The sequence below is a fragment of the Streptomyces sp. NPDC050448 genome (genome assembly GCF_040655295.1).
In the GTDB taxonomy this organism is placed as follows: domain Bacteria; phylum Actinomycetota; class Actinomycetes; order Streptomycetales; family Streptomycetaceae; genus Streptomyces.
In genome coordinates this window covers 50,624-70,854 of record NZ_JBFAJR010000001.1, presented here as the reverse complement: position 1 = coordinate 70,854, position 20,231 = coordinate 50,624, and the positions used below count along the sequence as shown (strand labels likewise).

Here is a 20,231-nt window from a genome sequence, read left to right as displayed (position 1 = left end):
CGCCCGCGCGCACACGTGCGCACGGGGCGAGGAGTCGGTATTCAGGGGCACATGGCCGTGATCGTGGCGTTGGGCGCGTTCCTGATGACCCTGGCAGGCGGATGGACGGCGCAACGCGTCACCGACCGCCGCCACCTCGTGCTGGGCCTGGCCGGCGGGCTGATGCTCGGCGTCGTGGGCCTCGACCTGCTGCCGGAGTCGCTGCGCGCGGCGGGCCGCGAGGTGTTCGGCGTCCCGCTCGCGCTGCTGCTCTTCGTGGCCGGGTTCCTGATCGCGCACGTCGTGGAACGCGTGCTGGCGGTACGGCAGGCCGCGCACGGAGCCGAGAACGGGGGCCGCGTCCCCGAGGTCGGGCTGACGGCGGCCGCGGCGATGGTCGGCCACAGCTTCGCCGACGGAGTGGCCCTGGGCGTGGCCTTCCAGGTCGGCGGCGGGATGGGGGCGGCCGTGTCGCTGGCCGTCATCACGCACGACTTCGCCGACGGGTTCAACACGTACACGCTCACCCGGCTGTACGGGAACGCCCGCCGCAAGGCCGTGATGATGCTCCTCGCGGACGCGGTCGCCCCGGTGCTGGGCGCGGCGTCCACGCTGCTGTTCACCCTTCCGGAGGAACCGCTCGGGGCGTACCTCGGCTTCTTCGGCGGGGCCCTGCTGTACCTGGCGGCCGCCGAGATCCTGCCCGAGGCGCACCACAAGCACCCCGCCCTGTCCACGCTGATGTGCACGGTGGGCGGGGTGGCCGGGATCTGGCTGGTGGTGGGCCTCGCGGACTGATGTCACCGGTACGCTGCCGCCGCTTGCGCGAAGCGGCGGGCGACGGAGGGCTCCGCCGCCCAGTGCGTGTGCAGATAGCTGGCGTGCACACCCTGCTGTACGAAGCCCTCGACCCGGCGTTCGGGGTGGGTGAACCCCCAGGCGGGGGCCGCACCTGCGCCGGGCTCGATCACCGTGCGGTGGAACTCGTGGCCGCGCAGCCGGGTACCGGTGGCGGCGAGGGCGCTGTCCGACACCGCTACGGCCTCGCGGTAGCCGAGGGTCAGGCGCTCCGACATCCGCGCGTCGGCGTCCAGGACCCCGCACATGGGCTTCCCGTCGAGCGACCGCGCGAGGTACAGCAGCCCGGCGCACTCGGCGGCGACGGGCCCGCCGTCCGCGGCGAAACCCGCGACGGCCTTGCGCAGCGGCTCGTTGGCGGCGAGCTCGGGGGCGTACACCTCGGGGAACCCGCCGCCGATCACCAGGCCGGTGGTGCGGGGCGGGAGCGTTTCGTCCCGCAAGGGGTCGAAGGTGACGACCTCCGCTCCGGCGGCGGTGAGCAGCTCGGCGTGCTCGGCGTAGGAGAACGTGAACGCCGGTCCGCCCGCGACGGCGATGACGGGTGCGGCGCAGCTGTCGGGGGCGCTGCCCCCGAACCCTCCCCCGACCACCGCCGGGGAGACCCCCGGCGCCCCCAACGCCCCCGGGGCCGAACCGCGCCCGGCGGCGCCGGACAGAGCCTGCTCCGGGGACCAGACTTCGCAGGTCAGCGGCGGCGCGGAACGGGCCAGGGCCATCAGGGCGTCCAGGTCGCAGCCGGCCCGGACCTGCTCGGCCAGGGCCGCGACCGAGGACAGCGCGTCCGACCGCCGCTCGGCGACCGGCACCAGACCCAGGTGCCGCGAGGGCGCAGCCACCTGCGGAGCCCGCCGCAGGACACCGAGGACCGGCATCCCGGCCTCCTCCAGCGCCTCCCGCAGCATCACCTCGTGCCGGTCGGAGCCCACCTTGTTCAGGATCACGCCCCCCAGCCGCACCTGCGGGTCGAACGACGCGAAGCCGTGCACCAGCGCCGCCACCGACCGCGACTGCGACGAGGCGTCGACCACCAGCACCACCGGCGCCCGCAGCAGCTTCGCGACCTGCGCCGTCGACGCCAGCTCGCCCCGCCCCGCGGCCCCGTCGTAGAGCCCCATCACGCCTTCGACGATCGCGAGATCGCACCCCGCAGCCCCGTGCGCGAACAGCGGAGCGACCAGCTCCGGCCCGCACATGAAGGCGTCCAGGTTGCGCCCCGGCCGGCCCGTGGCCAGCGCGTGGTAGCCGGGGTCGATGTAGTCGGGCCCGGCCTTGTGCGGGGACACGGCGAGGCCGCGCTCCGAGAAGGCCGCCATCAGGCCCGTCGCGACCGTGGTCTTGCCGCTGCCGGAGGACGGCGCGGCGATCACCAGACGCGGCACGCTGAACCGGAGCGATGTCACCACTCGATGCCCTTCTGGCCCTTCTGGCCGGCGTCCATCGGGTGCTTGACCTTGGTCATCTCCGTGACCAGGTCCGCGAACTCCACCAGCTTCTCCGGCGCGTTGCGTCCCGTGATCACCACGTGCTGGGTACCGGGACGGTTGCGGAGCACCTCGATGACCTCGTCGACATCGATCCAGCCCCAGTGCATCGGGTACGCGAACTCGTCGAGCACGTACAGCCTGTGCGTCTCGGCGGCCAGGTCGCGCTTGACCTGCTCCCAGCCCTCCTTGGCCGCCTGCTCGTTGTCGAGCTGCGCGTCCCGCTGGACCCAGGACCAGCCCTCGCCCATCTTGTGCCAGACGACCGGGCCGCCCTCGCCGGAGGCGCCGAGCACCTTGAGCGCGTTCTCCTCGCCGACCTTCCACTTCGCCGACTTGACGAACTGGAACACCCCGATCGGCCAGCCCTGGTTCCACGCGCGCAGCGCCAGCCCGAAGGCCGCCGTCGACTTGCCCTTGCCCGGGCCGGTGTGGACGAAGACGAGCGGGCGGTTGCGGCGCTGGCGCGTCGTGAGTCCGTCGTCCGGAATGACGGTCGGCTGTCCCTGCGGCATTACGCGGCCCTCCTGGTGGTGTGGTGAGACGGGGAAGTCACTGCGGTACGTACGTTCTTCACGAGCCCGGCCAGCGAGTCGGACCGCAGCCCGTCGAGCGTGACGGCGGGCCCGCCGAGGTCGGCGGCCAGTACGCCGGCCAGCCCCAGCCGGACCGGCCCCGACTCGCAGTCCACGACCACCGACGCGACGCCCTCGGCCTGGAGCAGCCGGGCGCTGCGCCCGGCCAGCTCGCGCGGCGTGCCGTCCGCCCGGCCGCCGGCGGAACCGGCCGAGGTGGCCCGCCCGTCGGTGACGACCACGAGCAGCGGACGGCGGCTCGGATCCCGCATCCGCTCGATCCGCAGCACCTCGTGGGCCTTCAGCAGGCCCGCGGCGAGCGGGGTGCGCCCGCCGGTCGGCAGCTGCTCGAGCCGGGCCGCGGCCGCGTCCACCGAGGAGGTGGGCGGCAGCGCCAGCTCGGCGGCGGCGCCGCGGAAAGTGATCAGACCGACCTTGTCCCGGCGCTGGTAGGCGTCCAGCAGCAGCGAGAGCACCGCGCCCTTGACCGCGCTCATGCGCTGCCGGGCGGCCATCGAGCCGGAGGCGTCGACGACGAAGAGGACCAGGTTGCCCTCGCGTCCCTCCCGGGTGGCCTGGCGCAGGTCGTCCTTGCGGACGACGAGCCCGCGCCCGGTGCGCCCGCGTGCCTTCTGGTGCGGGGCGGCGGCCTGGACGGTCGCGGCGAGGTGCAGCTTCGTCAGGTGGCCGCGGGGGCGCTGGGCGCCGGTGGTCCGGCCGTGCGCGGTCCGGGCGCGCGAACGCCGCCCGGACGCGCCCTCGCCGAGGCCCGGCACGCTGAGCATCTTGGTCCGGAACGGCTCGGCGGCCCGTACGGCGGCCTGCTCGGGCGCGGCGCCGTCCTGGGAGGCGGGCTGCGGCTCGGGGGCCTCCGGTGCGTCCGGGGCCGGCGGGGTCGCGTCGTCCTGGGCCTCGGGGGACTCAGGGGCCTCGGGCGCCCCGGGTCCGCCGCCCTGCGGGGGGACCCCGCCGCCTCCGCCGTCCGGGCCTCCGCCGTCCGGGCCGCCGTCGTCCGGACCCTCGGGCTCCGGGTCGGGCTCGTTCTCCGGCTCCTCGTCGGGGAACCGGTCCAGGATCTCGTCGAGCTTGTCCTCGTCGAGGCCCGGCGCGTCGAAGGGGGCACGCCTGCGTCGGTGGGGGAGCGCCAGCAGCGCGGCCTGCCGTACGTCCTCCTTGCGCACCTCGGTCCGCCCGGCCCACGCGGCCAGCGCGGTCGCCGTACGGGCCATCACGATGTCGGCGCGCATGCCGTCGACCTCGAAGGCGGCGCAGGTCGCGGCGATCTGGAGCAGCGAGGCGTCGCCGAGGCGGACCTGCGGGAGCAGGGCCCGGGCGGCCACGACACGGGCGCGCACGTCCTGTTCGTCGCCGGCCCAGCGGGTCGCGAAGCCGGCCGGGTCGTCCTCGTACGCGAGCCGGCGGCGCACCACCTCGACGCGCTGGACGGGCTCGCGGGAGGCCGCCACCTCGACGGTCAGCCCGAACCGGTCGAGGAGCTGCGGGCGGAGCTCGCCCTCCTCGGGGTTCATGGTGCCGACGAGCAGGAAGCGGGCGGCGTGGCGTACGGAGACGCCCTCGCGCTCGACGTAGGAGGCGCCCATCGCGGCGGCGTCGAGGAGCAGGTCGATCAGGTGGTCGTGGAGCAGGTTGACCTCGTCGACGTACAGGATCCCGCGGTGCGCGTCGGCCAGCAGACCGGGCTCGAAGGCCTTCACGCCTTCGGCGAGGGCACGTTCGATGTCGAGGGCGCCGACGAGGCGGTCCTCGGAGGCGCCGACGGGCAGCTCCACCATCCGGGCGGGGCGAGCGGTTCCGGGGCCGGCCTCGTGCGGGCCGTCCGGGCACGAGGGGTCGGGTGCGCCCGGCGCGCAGGAGAACCGGCAGCCGGGGACGACGTCGACCTGCGGCAGCAGCGCGGACAGCGCGCGGACGGCGGTGGACTTGGCGGTGCCCTTCTCGCCGCGCACGAGCACGCCGCCGACCGCTGGGCTCACGGCGTTGAGCAGGAGCGCCAGCCGCAGGTCGGTCTGGCCGACCACTGCGGTGAACGGGTAGGGCGTGCTCATGCGTTGCTCACTCCTTCTGTACGGATGTGCCTACGGCAGTTCGGATCCGGCCGGCTGGGGCGGGCCGCCCGCGGGGCCCGGCCCGTCACGGCGCCCCCGGCGGGAGGAAGGGGAGGCCCGACGGGGCTCCGCCCTCGATCAGGCGGAGCAGGGCGGCGGTGTCCGCGTGTTCCTCGATCAGATCGCCGAGCAGGTCCAGCTGCTCTTCCCGCAGCGCGGAGAACGACGTGTCCGGCGCCGGGACGAACCGGCGGCCCGCGGCCGAGGCCACCTCCCGCAGGAACGCCCGGCGGAAGCCGTCCGACTCCAGCGAGCCGTGCCAGTGGGTGCCCCAGACCGACCCGACCCGGCAGCCGTCCAGGAACGGCTCCCCGCCGAGGACTTCGGCCACCCCGTGGTGGATCTCGTAGCCCGTCACCGGTTCGCCCAGCGCCGAACCCTCCGGCCGCGCCAGGGTCTTCTCCCGCTCGAAGCGGATCCGCACCGGCAGCAGGCCGAGGCCGTCCACCGAGCCCGCCCGCGACTCGACCTCGTCCTCGATGTGCTCGCCGAGCACCTGGAAGCCGCCGCAGATGCCCAGGACCGGCCGGCCCTGCGCGGCCCGCCGCGCCAAGGCGTCGGCCAAGCCGCGCTCGCGCAGCCACTCCAGGGCCTTCACCGTGCCGCGCGTACCGGGTACGACGACCAGGTCCGCGTCGGCCAGCTCCTCCGCCCGGTCCACGAACCGCACCACCACGCCCGGTTCCGCGGCCAGCGCGTCGACGTCCGTGAAGTTCGACATCAGCGGCACCGCGCACACCGCGACCCGCAGGACGTCCTCGCCGACCGGCGGCGCCACGACCGACTCGCGCACCGCGCCCCGCAGGGAGACCCGGAGCCCGTCCTCCTCGTCGATGCCCAGGCCGTGCTGGAAGGGGAGGACGCCGTACGTCCCCCGCCCGGTGAGGGAACGCAGCATCTCCATGCCCGGCTCCAGCAGCGACACGTCGCCGCGGAACTTGTTCACCATGTATCCCGCGATCAGCGACTGGTCCTGCGGCGACAGCAGCGCCGTCGTACCGAAGAACGAGGCGAAGACCCCGCCCCGGTCGATGTCCCCGACCACGACCACCGGGAACCGCGCGGCCCGCGCGATGCCCATGTTCACGATGTCGGTCCGGCGCAGGTTGATCTCGGCCGGACTGCCCGCCCCCTCGCAGATCACGGCGTCATACGTGCCCCGCAGCTGCTCCAGACAGTCCGTGACGACGCCGAGCAATTGCTCCTGGCGCCCGCCGTGGTAGCCGCGCGCACTCATCTCGCCCACCGGCTTGCCCAGCAGCACCACCTGGCTGCTGCGGTCGCTGCCGGGCTTGAGCAGCACCGGGTTCATCAGCGCCGTCGGCTCCACGCACGCCGCCTGCGCCTGCATCGCCTGGGCACGCCCGATCTCGGCGCCCTCGCGCGTCACGAACGAGTTCAGCGACATGTTCTGCGCCTTGAAGGGCGCCACCTTCACGCCCTGCCGGGCCAGCCAGCGGCAGATGCCCGCCGTGACCACGCTCTTGCCCGCGTCCGATGTCGTGCCGGCGACGAGGAGTCCTCCGCCCAGCTTCCCGCCGCTCATCGGCGTCCCCTCCCAGCCCGACGTGACACCGCACAGCGCAGTGCCACACACGCCCCGAGGGCCAGCCACGTCACCTGCCGTGACAGCCGCACGGCCCGTTCGATGTCCGCGACCTCCACCGGCCGCCCCGCCTCGCCGTTCAGCACGGCCCGGTGCTCGACCCGCCCCCCGTACGCCAGGGTGCCCCCCAGCCGTACGCCGAGCGCCCCGGCGAACGAGGCCTCCACGGGCCCGGCGTTCGGGCTCGGGTGCTTGGCGGCGTCCGCACGCCAGGCCCGTACGGCTCCCCGCCGGTCGGGGCCGGCCAGTACGGCGGCCAGGGCGGTCAGCCGGGCGCCCGGCCAGCCCGCGAGATCGTCGAGCCGGGCCGAGGCCCAGCCGTAGCGCAGGTACCGCGGCGACTTGTGGCCCACCATCGCGTCCAGGGTGTTCACGGCGCGGAACGCCAGCAGCCCGGGGACACCGGCTGCGGCGCCCCACACCAGGGCCCCGACCACCGCGTCGGAGGTGTTCTCGGCGACCGACTCCACGACGGCGCGGGCCATCTGCCGCTCGTCCAGGGCCTGCGGGTCGCGCCCGCACAGGTGCGGCAGCCGTTCGCGGGCCACCTCGGCGTCCCCGGCGGCGAGCGCGCCGCCGATGGCGCGGGCCTCGCGGCCCAGGGAGGTGCCGCCGACGACGGCCCAGGTGGCCGCTGCGGTCAGGGCGATACGGGCGGCCGCGGGCCGGGAGCGCACGGCGCGGGCGCCCAGCGCACCGACGGCGGCCGCGCCCCCGGCGCAGACGAAGGTGTGGACGAGGCCCCGGGCGCGGTCGTCGCGCCACAGGGCGCGTTCGACGGCGGCGGCGGCTCGTCCGAAGGCGGCCACGGGGTGCCCTCGGCGCGGATCACCGAGGATCCGGTCGCCGATCAGGCCCGCCGTGGCGCCGTACGCGAAGACGCGATCGGCACGCATGGTGGCAGGTATGTCCTCACTCAGGGTCCGCGCCCTGGTTCGACGTGTCCGGCGGTGGGAGTTCCTGGCTCCCGGGGCGCACGTGCCGCGTGCTCCCCGGTGACAGTGGCGGGACCGCGCCGGATTCGCACCGGACTTCCTCTCCATGCCGCCGTATTGGCTCGGGCAGTCCACCACGCACCGCGAAGGCCCGTCAACTCGCCGTTGACCTGCGGCGAGGCAGGTCACAGGAACAGGTCACGGGGACGGGAAAGCTCCCCCCGGGAAACCCGGAGGGAGCTTTCGTACGCCGTGCCCGAGCCCGGTCAGGCGACGATCAGGTAGAACCCGTACGCCACCGCTGCCGCGACGAGCGCGAAGCAGGCGTACGCACCGCTGCGGGCCAGGGTGGCGGCGGCGCCCTGCTCGGTGGCGGCCTCGTGCTTGGAGAGGCCCACCAGGCCCATCGTGAACAGGGCCACGAGCGCGACGGTGGCGGAGAGGCTGACCCCGAAGACGGAGCCGAGTGCTGCCCAGTCGATCTTCATACTGCGGATTCCTCTGTCGTTCTCGGGGTCAGACCGCGGCGGCCGGAGCCGCAGGGGCCGCCGGGATGGTGGCCTTCAGGGCGTCGTCCGTGACCGCGGCGGTCGTACCGGCGGCGGCTTCGGCGGCCATGGTCGGCGGGACGGTGACGGCGGCCATGGCCGTGGTGACGACGCCCGGCTCCTCGGCCGCGGCCGGCTGCGCGTCGTTGACGTTGCTGTGGTCGACGACCTGACGGCGCGAGATGGCCCAGATGGCGACGCAGGAGGCGATCAGGAAGAGCGCGACGGCTGCGACGCCGATGTCACCGGTGCGCATGACCAGCTCGGCACCGGAGGCGACGACGGCGGCGGCCGGCAGGGTCAGGCCCCAGGCGATGAACATGCGGGTGGCGGTGGACCAGCGGACCACACCGCCCTTGCGGCCCAGGCCCGCACCCATGACGGCGCCGGAGCACGCGTGGGTGGTGGAGAGGGAGAAGCCGAGGCTGGAGGAGGCCAGGATGACGCTGGCGGCCGAGGTCTGGGCGGCGAAGCCCTGCTGCGGCTGCAGGTCGGTCAGACCGCTGCCCAGGGTGCGGATGATGCGCCAGCCGCCCAGGGAGGTGCCCAGCGCGATGGCCATGCCGGCGGAGATGATGACCCATACCGGCGGGTTCGCGCCGGAGTCCAGGGCGCCGCCCGCGACGAGGGCGAGGGTGATGATGCCCATCGTCTTCTGCGCGTCATTGGTGCCGTGCGCGAGGGAGACGAGACCGGCCGAGGCGATCTGGCCGGCGCGGTAGCCCTTGGTGGAGGTCTTCTGGCCGACCTTGCCGCCGAGCCTGTACGTGACCTTCGCGGCCAGCATCGCGGCCACGCCGGCCACGATCGGGGCGGCGACGGCGGGGATGAGCACCTTGGTGACGACCACGCTGCCGTTGACCGCGCCGATGCCGGCGGAGGCGACCGCGGCACCGATCAGGCCGCCCATCAGGGCGTGGGACGAGCTGGAGGGGAGTCCGACCAGCCAGGTGACGAGGTTCCAGAGGATCGCGCCGACCAGCGCGGCGAAGATCACTTCCGGCTGGATGCCCTCCTCGTTGATCAGGCCCTTGGAGATCGTCTTGGCGACCTCCACGGACATGAACGCGCCGACGAGGTTGAGCACGGCGGACATGGCCACCGCCGTCTTGGGCTTGAGGGCGCCGGTCGAGATGGTGGTGGCCATCGCGTTGGCTGTGTCGTGGAAACCGTTCGTGAAGTCGAACACGAGAGCGGTAATGATCACGATCCCGAGGAGAAGCGTTATGTGCTCCATTTACCCAGGCTTCTGTTTGACGTCAGTGGCTCGGCGACCGTAGGCAACCTGAGTGAACGGAAGATGAACTGACTTGGGCGGAGCGGTGTACTGGCCCGTCGTGCCATCGGGACCTTCGTCCGGTTTTTTTGGCTGATATACCGATTAACGCACGTCAAAGCAGGGTGAATGAACGGCTCCGCAGGGGGCCGGAAGCCCCCGGGTCCGCCCCGGAGGGGCTCGGGAAGTGATCCAGATCACTCCGCCGGCCGGCCTGTGGGGGGCTCTTCGTGATCCCTTCCCGACCCCGCCCGGCCGTATTCGGAGTATTCCGCTCCAGTGGCCGGCCCGGGCTGCCGCCTCGACACTGGAGCGGTGCGTACCGCCACAGCGACGGCCGCGGCCGTCGCGACCACCCTCGTCGGCGCCGCCGCGGCCGCGGTCGCGGCCGGCCGCTGCGCCGCCGACGCCGCCCTGCGGCACGAACCCGGTCGCCCCCTGCCCGGCGGGCCGCGGCTCAGCGTCCACTCCGCGGGCTCCGGGGAGATCGAGCTGACCCGCTCGCTGGCCTCCCTGCGCCCCGGTACGTACGGGCTCGCCGCCCCGGGGGTGCACGCCGTGGTCGGGCCCGTCCTCGACGGAGCCGCGCACGGCCCGGACACCGTCGTACGCCGGCTCCTCTCCGTCACCCACGGCAGCCTCGACCCCGGCACCCGGGTGGCCCTCACCCCCCAGGTCCACCAGGGCAATCCCGGCACCGCCCTCGGGCTCGACCACGCCGACGTGGACGTCCCCGGCGAGCTCGGCGCGCTGCCCGCCTGGTTCGTGCCCGCCGCCCGCGACACCTGGGTGATCGCCGTGCACGGGCTCGGCGCCGGCCGCGAGCACCCGATGGTGGTCATGCCCTTCCTCCACCGCCACCAGATGCCCGTCCTCGCCCTCGCCTACCGCGGCGACCTCGGCGCCCCGGCCTCACCGGACGGCCTCGGCCACCTCGGCGAATCGGAGTGGCGGGACGTGGACGCCGCCATCCGCTACGCCCTGCGCTACGGCGCCCGCCGGGTCGTCCTGCACGGCTGGTCCACGGGGGCGGCCATGGCCCTGTACGCCGCCGGGCGCTCGGCCCTCGCCGACCGGATCTCCGGGCTCGTGCTGGACTCGCCGGTGCTCGACCGGCACGCCACCCTGCGCGCGCTCGTCGCCGCCCGCCGCACCCCGGCCGCGCTGGTGCCGTTCGCGGTGCGGGCCGCCGAGGGGCGCGCCGGACTGCGCGCCGACCGCGGGGGGCCGGCGGCGGACCCCGCGGCGCTGCGCGTCCCCGTCCTGATCTTCCACGGCCCGGACGACACGCTCGCCCCCTGGGAGCCCTCCCGCAGGCTCGCCGCCGCCCGCCCCGACCTCGTCGCCCTGAGGACCGTCCGCGAAGCCCCGCACGGGGCGATGTGGAACGCTGATCCGGCCGGATATGAGGAAGCCCTGCGGCGCTTCCTGACCCCTCTTATGTGAAGGCCGTGTGCCCGGAGGGGCAGGGAGTGGCCAATTTCCCGGTATGTCCCCATGGAGACCGGCGATAATGGCTGGTTCCGTTTGGGCTTTCGGCCGGTGACGGGCGAGACTGCTTCCGTGACGTCCCGAAAGCCTGATGAGCAGTTGGCTCGCGACTCCAGACTCCGACTCGTCTCCCCGCGTTCCGTCGCCGCGGCCCGCAAGGCGGTGACCGACCGACGCGCCCGTCCCGCCTCCCGGCCCCCGGCGGGTACCCCGGCCACGGGCGAACTCGCGAACCGGGCCCGGGCCTCGCTCGCCGACGCCGTACGGCTCGCCCGCTGGGCCGAGCTCAACCTCGGTGCCGGCGGCGGAGGCCGGCCCGCCCCGGCGGGAGCGCTGCCCGCCGCCGATGTCGAACGGGCCGCCGGTGAACTGGACCTGACACACGGACAGATCCGGGTCGGCTGGGACCGCGCCCGGCTCGCCGGCCTCGTGGAAGTGCACGGCGGCCACGCCCGCCCCGGCTGGCGACTGCGCGCCTGGGACCGCGACGACACTGCCGTACTGCGCGGCTGGGTCGCCCTGTTCGACGCCTGGTCTCTGGTCCACCCGGCCCCCGCCGACATCGCGCCCGCGGTCGTCGCCGAGGTGGTCGAGTCGATGCCCCAACTGCTGTCCCTGCTCCAGCTGTCCGCCGGTCCCGTGACCGTCCCGGATCTGCTGGACCTGCTCGGCCAGCGGGTCACCGAACTGCGCGACGAGCGGTGCGAGGTCCCCTACGACGCCCCGGCGCGCGAGACTTCGCCCTCTGACGGGACGGCAGCCACGGCAGCCACGGCACCGGCGGCCGGCCCCGGAGCCAGCGGCTCCGAGGCGGCCGCCGCCGTCGCGGAGGCCGCCGTCCCCCACACGGTCCCCGTTCCGCTCGCCCGGCTGCTGCGCTGGGCGCTCGGCGGGCTCGCCGCCGTCGACGCCGTCACACTCGGCCCCGCGCAGGCCGCCCTCACCCCGCTCGGCAGCTGGGCCGTCTGGGTCAAGCTCGAGCAGATCTGCGTCGCCGCGCAGAGCCCCGCGGGGAACATCGAGCAGTCCGCCGCCGCGATGCTGCACGGCTGCGCCCGGCTGACCCCGGGACCGGCCCGCGCCGAGTACCAGGCCTGGCTCGCCGCCCGCCCCGTCGGCCACGCCGTCAGCGAGCTGCTGCACGCCGCCCGCGGCGAGGACGCCCTGCTGCGCGGCCTCGCCTTCGAGGCCCTGCGCGTGGTCGGCGCCCCGGCCGAACCCGAGGTGCGCGCCGCCGTCCGCGATCCCGCCCTGCGCCCCTATGCCCTGCTCTGGCTCGCCGAGCACGACGGGGTGGATCCCGACGAGGCCCAGGACGTGCTCACCGCCGAGGAGTCGACCTGGCTCTGGGTGGACACCGCGGCCGCCATCGCCGACCACGGCGAGGCGGACCTGCTGGCACGCCACCTCGACTCGGCCGTCCGGACCACCGTCCCGCGGCTGCTGGACGAGGTCCGCGCGGTCGGCCATCCCCGCACCGTCCAGGTCCTGGTCGCCCTGGCCGCCGCGCACCCGGACCCGGCCCTGGCCAAGGCGGTCCGCCGGGCCGCCTTCCAGGTCCACACCGGCGGGGTGTAGCCCCCGTACCGCCGGACGTACGCGCCGCCGTGGAGATCAGACCTGCGGCGCGTACGTACCGAAGCTCCAGATGTTGCCCTCCGCGTCGCGGGCCATGTAGTCCCGCGAGCCGTACTCCTGGTCGGTGGGCTCCATCAGGATCTCCACCCCGTGGTCGGCGGCCCGGCGGTGGTGCGCGTCCACATCGTCGACCACGACGTAGACCCCGGCCGGCCCGGCGTTCTCCATCGCCTTGTCGAACACGCCGCCGCGGCCCTTGCTGCCGAGCATCACCGCGCCGTTCCCGTACGACAGCTCGGCGTGCATCACGGCGCCGTCGTCACCCTCGTACACCGCGACCTGGGTGAATCCGAATGCCTCCGTCAGCTGCTGGATCGCGGCCTTGGCGTCGCGGTAGAGCAGTGTCGGAAAGACGGACGGAACGCCTGCCATGGCGATCACTCCTTCTCGTGCTCGTGAATGTGACCCACGGCACAGCATGGCAGGCGGCACTGACAGCCCGGGGGAAGGCGGTCGGCGGAAGGTGTTGCACTGCGTCAACTCGCCCCGTGCGGCAGCCCTGGCAGAGCCACTGCCGGCGCTTGCGGGCCGAGCCGTGCGTCCAGGACTCCGGGATCACCCGGCCTGGAACTCCTCCTGGATCCGGTCGTCGCCGACCGCGCCCGCCGCGTCCAAGGTCGCCGCCTCTGTGGCGGGTATCACCCGGTCCATCCTGATACGCGCCATGGCCCAGCGGGACGATCCGCGCGCCCGACGGGGGACGGACGGGACCTGCGGACGGGAGGGCCGGCGGGCAGGTCGAAGGGCGCGCGTCAAGGGGCGGACGCCCCCATAACTAGTTGCGCACCCCCGGTAGAATGAATCCCATGGCAAATCTCCTCGCGGATTAGCGGCGTCGAAGCATCGCGTCCTGCCCCCCTTCCGCCGTCCCCCCGCCCTGGAGTATTTCCGTGATCACCGCCACCGGCGTCGAGCTGCGCGCCGGCGCCCGCGTCCTCATCGAGTCCGCCTCCTTCCGTGTCGCCAAGGGCGACCGCATCGGCCTGGTCGGCCGCAACGGAGCAGGCAAGACCACCCTCACCAAGTGCCTCGCGGGCGAGGGGCAGCCCGCCGCCGGCAGCATCGCCCGCTCGGGCGAGGTCGGCTACCTCCCGCAGGACCCGCGCACCGGCGACCTCGACGTGCTCGCCCGCGACCGGATCCTCTCCGCCCGCGGCCTCGACGTCCTCCTGCGCAAGATGCGGATGAACGAGGAGCGCATCGCCACCGGCTCCGGCGCCACCCGCGAGAAGGCGCTGCGCCAGTACGAGCGCCAGGAGACCGAGTTCCTCACCAAGGGCGGGTACGCCGCCGAGTCGGAGGCCGCGACCATCTCGGCCGCCCTCGGCCTGCCCGACCGCGTACTCGGCCAGCCGCTGCACACCCTCTCCGGCGGCCAGCGGCGCCGTGTCGAGCTCGCCCGGATCCTCTTCTCGGACGCCGACACCCTGCTCCTCGACGAGCCCACGAACCACCTCGACGCCGACTCGATCGTCTGGCTGCGGGACTACCTGAAGAACTACCGCGGCGGCTTCATCGTGATCTCCCACGATGTCGACCTGGTCGAGACCGTCGTCAACAAGGTCTTCTACCTGGACGCCAACCGCTCCCAGATCGACGTCTACAACATGGGCTGGAAGCTCTACCAGCAGCAGCGCGAGGCCGACGAGAAGCGCCGCAAGCGCGAGCGCCAGAACGCCGAGAAGAAGGCCGCGGCCCTGAACTCGCAGGCCGACAAGATGCGCGCCAAGGCGACCAAGACCGTCGCCGCGCAGAACATGGCCAAGCGCGCCGAGCGCCTGCTGTCGGGCCTCGAGGCGGTCCGCGTCTCCGACAAGGTCGCCAAGCTGCGCTTCCCCGACCCGGCGCCCTGCGGCAAGACCCCGCTGACCGCCGAGGGCCTGTCGAAGTCGTACGGCTCCCTGGAGATCTTCACCGACGTCGACCTGGCCATCGACAAGGGCTCCCGCGTGGTCATCCTCGGCCTCAACGGCGCCGGCAAGACCACGCTGCTGCGGCTGCTCGCGGGCGCCGAGAAGCCGGACACCGGCGAGGTCACCCCGGGCCACGGCCTCAAGCTCGGCTACTACGCCCAGGAGCACGAGACGCTCGACCCGGGGCGTACGGTCCTGGAGAACATGCGCTCCGCCGCGCCCGACCTGGACCTGGTCGCCGTACGCAAGACGCTCGGCTCGTTCCTGTTCTCCGGCGACGACGTGGACAAGCCGGCCGGGGTGCTCTCCGGCGGCGAGAAGACCCGTCTGGCCCTGGCGACGCTGGTCGTCTCCTCGGCGAACGTGCTGCTCCTCGACGAGCCCACCAACAACCTGGACCCCGCCAGCCGCGAGGAGATCCTGGGCGCGCTGCGCACGTACAAGGGCGCGGTCATCCTCGTCACGCACGACGAGGGCGCGGTCGAGGCGCTGGAGCCGGAGCGGATCATCCTGCTCCCGGACGGCGTCGAGGACCTGTGGGGCCCGGACTACCGGGACCTCGTCGCCCTCGCCTGACGTCCGCCGAAGGGAGCCCGACCGGCGCCCGGAGAGTGCCTGGCGGGTGCCCGGCAGGCGCCCGGCGGGTTGATCCAGTTCCTTATGGATCATTCGGCTCAGGTGTGATCCATCATCTGAGTGAGACGGTCTCGTACCTCTGCGTTCTGTACGACGGCCCCGGCCGTGCCCGCCCGGGCATGCGGCCGGGGCCGTCGTTTTTCGGCATCTGGCCCCTGACCTGGCGATTCCCGGTGAGGGCGGAGAAGTGTGACGGACGTCATGCAGCGGAAGAGAAGATTCCGTTCTGATCGTGCGTCCACTGCTCGAGAAATGCCGTCGCACCGACCTTGCTGAATGGGTGGCCAGGAAGCCGGGGAGGGGTGATCATGAGAAGTCCAGAGCGCACTTCCCACGAGGAGGCACGGGTGGCCGAGACTCTGAAGAAGGGCAGCCGGGTAACCGGCGCCGCGCGCGACAAGCTCGCGGCAGACCTGAAGAAGAAGTACGACTCCGGTGCGAGTATCCGTGCGCTGGCCGAGGAAACCGGCCGGTCTTACGGATTCGTCCACCGGATGCTGAGCGAGTCCGGAGTCGTGCTGCGTGGTCGCGGTGGCGCGACGCGCGGCAAGAAGGCGGCTTCGGCCTGACCCGGATCTCCCCCGGCTGCCGCTGGGGGGTACCCCCAGGCCGTGAGGCCCGGGGCCGGGGTGGATGACGCTTGCCTGCCCACACCGCGGTTCCTTCGGTGACCCCCGGTCGGCCCCGCGGCCGACCGGGTGGTTACTGTGCAGTCACTTAGGCCGGGAATGCGGCCGACTGCACACCGGAGGCACACAGATGGCTCTGCTCGACAAGGACGGCGTACGGCTCACCGTGGACGACTCGGTCGCCACGGTGACACTGACCAATCCGGCCAAGCGAAACGCTCAGTCCCCCGCGCTCTGGCGGGCGTTGACGGAGGCCGGAAGGTCGTTGCCGGGCACCGTCCGGGTCGTGGTGCTGCGCGGTGAGGGCAAGTCCTTCTCCGCCGGACTCGACCGGCAGGCGTTCACCCCCGAGGGTTTCGAGGGTGAGCCGTCCTTCCTCGATCTGGCGCGCGGTTCGGACGAACTGCTCGACTCCACCATTGCCGAGTACCAGGAGGCTTTCACCTGGTGGCGGCGCAACGACATCGTCTCCATCGCCGCCGTACAGGGGCACGCGATCGGCGCCGGCTTCCAGCTCGCGCTGGCCTGTGACCTGCGGGTGGTCGCGGACGACGTTCAGTTCGCCATGCGCGAGACCAGCCTCGGCCTCGTGCCGGACCTGGCGGGCACGCAGCCGCTGACCGCCCTGGTGGGCTATGCCCGCGCGCTGGAGATCTGCGCGACGGGCCGCTTCGTGCATGCCGAGGAGGCGGAGCGGGTCGGGCTGGCCAACCTGGTCGTACCGGCCGACGAGCTCGACGCGGCGGTGCAGGACCTCACGACGGCGCTGCTGGCTCCGCCGCGGGATGCCGTGATCGAGACGAAGGCGCTGCTCCGCGACGCGCCGTCCCGCCCGTACGACGCCCAGCGCTCGGCGGAACGCGCCGCCCAGGCCCGCCGCCTCCGCGCTCTGGCCGGTCTTTCGGACTGACTCCGCCCGCCTCGACCGCCGGCGGGGCTGTCGTCGTCGTGCCCTGCCGGGCCCTGCGGGTGTGACGCCGCTGCGGGGGCGCTGCCCCCGCGCTCCGCGCCTCCATCGCCGGCGGGGCCGAGGTGCCCGGCCGGCCGCGGGCCGGGGTCCGCCGGGGTGGGGACCGTCAGGGGATCAGGAGAGCCTTGCCCGGGATGGTGCGGGCTTCGATCGCGCGGTGGGCTTCCGCGGCCTCGGCCAGCGGGAACCTGCGAGCGATCACCGGGCGGAGCCGCCCCGCCGCCGCCTCGGCCAGGGCGAGGCCCGCCAGGCGGGTGATCTCCGCCGGCGGGAACTGGACCTCCGCGATCCCGCGCAGGGCGATCCCGCGCCGCTCCACCTCCGCCGGGTCCAGCTCCGTGAAGCCGCCGCTCGGTGCGCCGTGCGCCGAGACCCTTCCCCCGTCCCGGACCAGCCCGAAGCCGGCCAGGCCCAGCTCGCCGCCGACTCCGTCCAGCAGGACGTCCACCGGACCGCCGACCGCCTCGGTCCAGCCCGGTTCCGTGTAGTCCACCGCCCGGTCCGCGCCCAGCTCCCGGACCAGCGCCAGCTTCTGCTCGCCCCGCGCCGCCCCGACCACGTACGCTCCCGCCGCCACCGCGATCTGCACCAGCAGCGTCCCCATCCCGCCGGCGGCGCCCAGGATCAGCACCCGGTCGCCCGCGCCGATCCCGACGCCCTCGGCGATGCCCGAACCGGTCACCCCGTCGTGCGCCAGCGCAGCCGCCTCCGCCGGCTCCAGCCCCTCCGGGACCGGGACCAGCAGCTCCACCGGGACCCGGACCAGTTCCGCGTACGTCCCCTTCGTACCCGGGGCGGCCACCACCCGGCGGCCGTGCCAGCCCGGGTCCACCCCCTCGCCCACCGCGACGACCGTCCCCGCGGCCGCGCCGCCCGGCACGTACGGCGGGTGGATGCCGAAGGCCTCGCCCCAGCCCCCGCGGATCTGGGTCTCCACGAAGATCGTGTCCACGGCCTCGGCCCGGACCACCACCTCGCCCGCCCCCGGGACCGGGTCCGCCAGCTCGACCGGCACCAGGACCTCCGGACCGCCGTACCCGTCCACCCGTATCGCCCGCATGACATCCCCCTCGTTCGGCACGGCCTCTCGGCCTTGATCACTTGGCCACCCTCGGACCTCGACCGCACTTGAGGTCAAGCGGCGGCGGGGAACCGGCCCCGGCCGACCGGCGTAGTCCCGGAGCGCCGTCGCGGCCCCGCGCTTACCGTGGTGCGGAGTGAGTCCATCCTGGCGAAGGGACACGCGATGACCGAATCCGCATCCGGGGGCGCCTCCCGCAACCCGGCCGAACGCGGCCGCACCACCATCTCCGACGGGGTGGTCGAGAAGATCGCCGGACTCGCCGCACGCGAGGTGGTCGGCGTCCATGCCATGGGCAGCGGCAGCGGGCTCGCCCGTACTTTCGGCGCCGTCCGCGACCGCGTCCCCGGCGGGGCGAAGTCGTCCGTCACCCGCGGGGTCAAGGCCGAGGTCGGCGAGGTGCAGACGGCCCTCGACCTGGAGATCGTCGTCGACTACGGCGTGTCGATCCGCGACGTGGCCCGGGCCGTCCGTGAGAACGTCATCTCGGCGGTCGAGCGGATGACGAGCCTGGAGGTCGTCGAGGTCAACATCGCGGTCAGCGATGTCAAACTTCCCGACGAGCCCGACGAGGAGCCGGAGCCCCGACTCCAGTGAAGGAGCCCGCATGAGGATGGCTGTCGTCGGCCTCTTCGCCGGCATGGCGCTGGCATTCGCCGGATACTTCGGCGGTTTCGGGGCCTTCCTGCTGGTGGCGGCGCTCGGCGCCATCGGCTTCGTCGTGGGCCGGTTCCTGGACGGGGACCTGGAGCCCGGAGACTTCTTCCGCCCCCGCGACCGTGACAGGTGAGGCCCCGATGAGCACGCCACGGGCGACCCCGCAGCGGGTGCCCCCGGCCGACCGGGGGGCCACCCGGATCGCCGACCGGGTCGTCGCCAAGATCGCGGCCCAGGCCGCCCGGGAGGCGCTCGCCGCGCAGCCGGGCGGCCCGCCGAAGGCGCCGGGTGCCGCAGGAGCCGCCGGTGCCGGGCCGGCCACCCCGCACGCCACCGTCACCGTGCACCATGACATCGCCCGGGTACGGGTGAGCCTCGAGCTCGACTACCCCTGCGACCTCGCCGCCCAGTGCGCGGCCGTACGCCGACAGGTCGTCCGCCGCGTCGAGGAGTGTGCCGCCATGTCCGTACCCGCGGTGGACATCGACATCGAGCACCTGCACTCCGCGCACACCCGCACCGCCGCCGCGCGGGACCGGAAGCTGCGGTGACGGCGCCCGCCCCCGGCGGGGCCCCGGTCCCGAACCCGGTCCCGAACCCGGTCCCGAACCCGGTCCCGAACCCGGTCCCGAACCCGGTCCCGAACCCGGCCCCGAACCCGGTCCCGAACCCGGCCCCCGGCCAAGCCCCGGTCCGCGTCGCCCGGTTCCGGTCCGCCCGGCGGGTCCCGGCCGCGCTGACCGCCCTCGCCGTGCTCGCGGTCGCGGGCCTGTTCCTCTACGACCTCGCCGCCGTACGGACCCACCGTCCCGGCATGCAGTGGCGCCGCGAACTCGCCCACCAGCTGGAGCGGCACACCCCCGCCGACCCGGGGGTGCTCGTGCTCGCGGGGGCCCTCGCCGTGGCCGGGGCGGTGCTCCTGTTCCTCGCGCTGACCCCCGGGCTCCGCCGGATCCTGCCGATGCGGACGCCCGGCCCGGACGCCGGGGTACGGGCCGGGCTCGGGCGGAAGGCCGCGGCGCAGGTGCTGCGGGACCGGGCCATGGAGGTGTCCGGGGTGCGGTCGGCACGGGTCGCGGTGGGCCGGTCCCACGTCGCGGTCCGGGCCGCGTCGCACTTCCGCGAGCTGGACGACGTACGGGCCGACCTGGAGGCGGTACTGGCCGTCGGCATCGGGGAACTGGGCCTCGCGCACGCGCCGCAGGCGCGGGTACGGGTCACCCGGGCCGCCGTCGGGAAGGGGTGAGCGATGCTCGGGACGGTGAACCGGATCCTGCTCGGGATCATCGGCCTCGTCCTGCTGGCGGCCGGGGTGGCGCTGCTGACGGGGTCCCGGCCGCTCGGCGGCCGCCACGAGCCGCTGCTGACGGCGGCGACCCGGCAGCGGTACTGGCATGCCGAGGGCTGGTGGTGGTGGGCGGTGCTCGCCGGGCTCGGGGTGTGCGTGGTGCTCGCGCTGTGGTGGCTGCTGGCGCAGCTGCGGCGCGCGCGGCTGCCCGCCCTGGTGGTGGACACCGGGGACGGGGCGTTCGCGGTGTTGCGGGGGCGGGCGCTGGAGGAGGCGGTGGCCGCGGAGGCGGCGGCGCTGGACGGGGTCGCCCGGTGCAGCGCCGTGCTGCGGGGCCGGCAGGGGCGACGCGGCCGGCGGCGTGGGCCGAAGCTGCGGGTGGACCTGGAGCTGGAGCCGCATGCGGTCCCGGCCGATGCGCTGGCCGGGCTGGCCGGGCCGGTGCTGCACCACGCCCGCCGGTCGGCGGGCCTCCCCGAACTCCCCGCAGAGGCCCGCCTGCGGATCACCTCCCACCGCGCGCGCCGCGTCACCTAGCCGC

Annotated in this window: 20 protein-coding genes, 1 pseudogene and 1 riboswitch; of the genes and pseudogenes, 11 read left to right on the top strand and 10 right to left on the bottom strand. The window is 74.2% G+C overall.

Annotation, left to right across the window (positions count from 1 at the left end; translation table 11 throughout):
* Window positions 1-51 precede the first annotated feature (51 nt).
* On the top strand, window positions 52-777 hold the full coding sequence (locus AB0I68_RS00375) for a ZIP family metal transporter (RefSeq protein WP_363174909.1): 726 nt from the start codon (window positions 52-54) through the stop codon (window positions 775-777).
* A 2-nt stretch (window positions 778-779) separates the two neighbouring features.
* On the opposite strand, the gene AB0I68_RS00370 is transcribed toward AB0I68_RS00375, so the two are convergent.
* The 7 genes from AB0I68_RS00370 to AB0I68_RS00340 form a co-directional block, all read right to left on the bottom strand.
* On the bottom strand, window positions 780-2,243 hold the full coding sequence (locus AB0I68_RS00370; protein WP_363174908.1) for a cobyrinate a,c-diamide synthase: 1,464 nt from the start codon (window positions 2,241-2,243) through the stop codon (window positions 780-782).
* Entirely contained in the window at window positions 2,237-2,836 is a 600-nt protein-coding gene (gene cobO / locus AB0I68_RS00365; protein WP_363174907.1) for a cob(I)yrinic acid a,c-diamide adenosyltransferase, read from the bottom strand. Before cobO ends, AB0I68_RS00370 begins: the two co-directional genes overlap by 7 nt.
* A complete protein-coding gene (locus tag AB0I68_RS00360; RefSeq protein WP_363174906.1) occupies window positions 2,836-4,962 on the bottom strand; it encodes a putative cobaltochelatase in 2,127 nt (708 codons plus the stop codon). Before AB0I68_RS00360 ends, cobO begins: the two co-directional genes overlap by 1 nt.
* An 85-nt stretch (window positions 4,963-5,047) precedes the next feature.
* Window positions 5,048-6,553 carry a cobyric acid synthase gene (locus AB0I68_RS00355; protein ID WP_363175356.1) on the bottom strand — a complete coding sequence of 502 codons (1,506 nt, stop codon included), beginning with the start codon at window positions 6,551-6,553 and terminating at the stop codon, window positions 5,048-5,050.
* 11 nt (window positions 6,554-6,564) lie between these two features.
* Entirely contained in the window at window positions 6,565-7,524 is a 960-nt protein-coding gene (locus tag AB0I68_RS00350; protein ID WP_363174905.1) for a cobalamin biosynthesis protein, read from the bottom strand.
* Window positions 7,525-7,562: 38 nt separating this feature from the next.
* Window positions 7,563-7,714: riboswitch (cobalamin riboswitch) on the bottom strand.
* 115 nt (window positions 7,715-7,829) lie between these two features.
* The gene (locus AB0I68_RS00345; RefSeq protein WP_363174904.1) at window positions 7,830-8,051 is read right to left on the bottom strand and encodes a hypothetical protein; all 222 of its coding nucleotides are present in this window, start codon (window positions 8,049-8,051) and stop codon (window positions 7,830-7,832) included.
* 28 nt (window positions 8,052-8,079) lie between these two features.
* Window positions 8,080-9,348: an inorganic phosphate transporter gene (locus AB0I68_RS00340; protein ID WP_363174903.1), complete on the bottom strand. Its 1,269-nt coding sequence runs from the start codon at window positions 9,346-9,348 to the stop codon at window positions 8,080-8,082.
* Window positions 9,349-9,702: 354 nt separating this feature from the next.
* Here AB0I68_RS00340 and AB0I68_RS00335 point away from each other — a divergent pair, with 354 nt between their 5' ends.
* A complete protein-coding gene (locus AB0I68_RS00335; RefSeq protein ID WP_363174902.1) occupies window positions 9,703-10,833 on the top strand; it encodes an alpha/beta fold hydrolase in 1,131 nt (376 codons plus the stop codon).
* 207 nt (window positions 10,834-11,040) lie between these two features.
* On the top strand, window positions 11,041-12,456 hold the full coding sequence (locus AB0I68_RS00330) for a hypothetical protein (RefSeq protein WP_363175355.1): 1,416 nt from the start codon (window positions 11,041-11,043) through the stop codon (window positions 12,454-12,456).
* Between the two features lie 36 nt (window positions 12,457-12,492).
* Here the strand turns inward: AB0I68_RS00330 and AB0I68_RS00325 are convergent, their stop codons facing one another.
* Both AB0I68_RS00325 and AB0I68_RS00320 read right to left on the bottom strand, forming a co-directional pair.
* The gene (locus tag AB0I68_RS00325; RefSeq protein ID WP_363175354.1) at window positions 12,493-12,888 is read right to left on the bottom strand and encodes a VOC family protein; all 396 of its coding nucleotides are present in this window, start codon (window positions 12,886-12,888) and stop codon (window positions 12,493-12,495) included.
* 84 nt (window positions 12,889-12,972) lie between these two features.
* Window positions 12,973-13,131 (bottom strand): annotated as a pseudogene (locus tag AB0I68_RS00320) (neutral zinc metallopeptidase); the annotation flags it as partial.
* Window positions 13,132-13,406: 275 nt separating this feature from the next.
* Here AB0I68_RS00320 and AB0I68_RS00315 point away from each other — a divergent pair.
* The 3 genes from AB0I68_RS00315 (at window position 13,407) to AB0I68_RS00305 (ending at window position 16,604) form a co-directional block, all read left to right on the top strand.
* Window positions 13,407-15,005, top strand: coding sequence for an ABC-F family ATP-binding cassette domain-containing protein (locus AB0I68_RS00315; RefSeq protein WP_363174901.1), 1,599 nt, complete (start codon window positions 13,407-13,409; stop codon window positions 15,003-15,005).
* Between the two features lie 407 nt (window positions 15,006-15,412).
* A complete protein-coding gene (locus AB0I68_RS00310; protein WP_005319113.1) occupies window positions 15,413-15,634 on the top strand; it encodes a helix-turn-helix domain-containing protein in 222 nt (73 codons plus the stop codon).
* A 190-nt stretch (window positions 15,635-15,824) separates the two neighbouring features.
* Entirely contained in the window at window positions 15,825-16,604 is a 780-nt protein-coding gene (locus tag AB0I68_RS00305) for an enoyl-CoA hydratase/isomerase family protein (RefSeq protein WP_363174900.1), read from the top strand.
* Window positions 16,605-16,770: 166 nt separating this feature from the next.
* Here the strand turns inward: AB0I68_RS00305 and AB0I68_RS00300 are convergent, their stop codons facing one another.
* Entirely contained in the window at window positions 16,771-17,724 is a 954-nt protein-coding gene (locus AB0I68_RS00300; RefSeq protein WP_363174899.1) for a zinc-binding dehydrogenase, read from the bottom strand.
* 186 nt (window positions 17,725-17,910) lie between these two features.
* Here AB0I68_RS00300 and AB0I68_RS00295 point away from each other — a divergent pair, with 186 nt between their 5' ends.
* From AB0I68_RS00295 to amaP, 5 genes are read left to right on the top strand one after another with little or no spacing between them, the layout of a single operon-like run.
* Complete coding sequence (locus AB0I68_RS00295; protein ID WP_363174898.1) at window positions 17,911-18,342, top strand: Asp23/Gls24 family envelope stress response protein; 432 nt, start codon at window positions 17,911-17,913, stop codon at window positions 18,340-18,342.
* Window positions 18,343-18,352: 10 nt separating this feature from the next.
* Window positions 18,353-18,535 carry a hypothetical protein gene (locus AB0I68_RS00290; RefSeq protein WP_352212354.1) on the top strand — a complete coding sequence of 61 codons (183 nt, stop codon included), beginning with the start codon at window positions 18,353-18,355 and terminating at the stop codon, window positions 18,533-18,535.
* Between the two features lie 7 nt (window positions 18,536-18,542).
* Window positions 18,543-18,953, top strand: a complete 411-nt coding sequence (locus tag AB0I68_RS00285) for a hypothetical protein (RefSeq protein WP_363174897.1) — start codon at window positions 18,543-18,545, stop codon at window positions 18,951-18,953.
* Window positions 18,950-19,648 (top strand): DUF6286 domain-containing protein, encoded by a 699-nt coding sequence (locus AB0I68_RS00280; protein WP_363174896.1) that lies wholly within the window; start codon window positions 18,950-18,952, stop codon window positions 19,646-19,648. Before AB0I68_RS00285 ends, AB0I68_RS00280 begins: the two co-directional genes overlap by 4 nt.
* A 3-nt stretch (window positions 19,649-19,651) precedes the next feature.
* Window positions 19,652-20,227, top strand: a complete 576-nt coding sequence (gene amaP / locus AB0I68_RS00275; RefSeq protein ID WP_363174895.1) for an alkaline shock response membrane anchor protein AmaP — start codon at window positions 19,652-19,654, stop codon at window positions 20,225-20,227.
* The last annotated feature ends 4 nt before the right edge of the window (window positions 20,228-20,231 follow it).

Coding starts and splice junctions, on each gene's coding strand:
- AB0I68_RS00375 (WP_363174909.1), top strand. CDS start 52: ATGGCCGTGATCGTGGCGTTGGGCGCGTTCCTGATGACCCTGGCAGGC.
- cobO (WP_363174907.1), bottom strand. CDS start 2,836: ATGCCGCAGGGACAGCCGACCGTCATTCCGGACGACGGACTCACGACG.
- AB0I68_RS00360 (WP_363174906.1), bottom strand. CDS start 4,962: ATGAGCACGCCCTACCCGTTCACCGCAGTGGTCGGCCAGACCGACCTG.
- AB0I68_RS00350 (WP_363174905.1), bottom strand. CDS start 7,524: ATGCGTGCCGATCGCGTCTTCGCGTACGGCGCCACGGCGGGCCTGATC.
- AB0I68_RS00345 (WP_363174904.1), bottom strand. CDS start 8,051: ATGAAGATCGACTGGGCAGCACTCGGCTCCGTCTTCGGGGTCAGCCTC.
- AB0I68_RS00340 (WP_363174903.1), bottom strand. CDS start 9,348: ATGGAGCACATAACGCTTCTCCTCGGGATCGTGATCATTACCGCTCTC.
- AB0I68_RS00325 (WP_363175354.1), bottom strand. CDS start 12,888: ATGGCAGGCGTTCCGTCCGTCTTTCCGACACTGCTCTACCGCGACGCC.
- AB0I68_RS00305 (WP_363174900.1), top strand. CDS start 15,825: ATGGCTCTGCTCGACAAGGACGGCGTACGGCTCACCGTGGACGACTCG.
- AB0I68_RS00300 (WP_363174899.1), bottom strand. CDS start 17,724: ATGCGGGCGATACGGGTGGACGGGTACGGCGGTCCGGAGGTCCTGGTG.
- AB0I68_RS00295 (WP_363174898.1), top strand. CDS start 17,911: ATGACCGAATCCGCATCCGGGGGCGCCTCCCGCAACCCGGCCGAACGC.
- AB0I68_RS00290 (WP_352212354.1), top strand. CDS start 18,353: ATGAGGATGGCTGTCGTCGGCCTCTTCGCCGGCATGGCGCTGGCATTC.
- AB0I68_RS00285 (WP_363174897.1), top strand. CDS start 18,543: ATGAGCACGCCACGGGCGACCCCGCAGCGGGTGCCCCCGGCCGACCGG.
- amaP (WP_363174895.1), top strand. CDS start 19,652: ATGCTCGGGACGGTGAACCGGATCCTGCTCGGGATCATCGGCCTCGTC.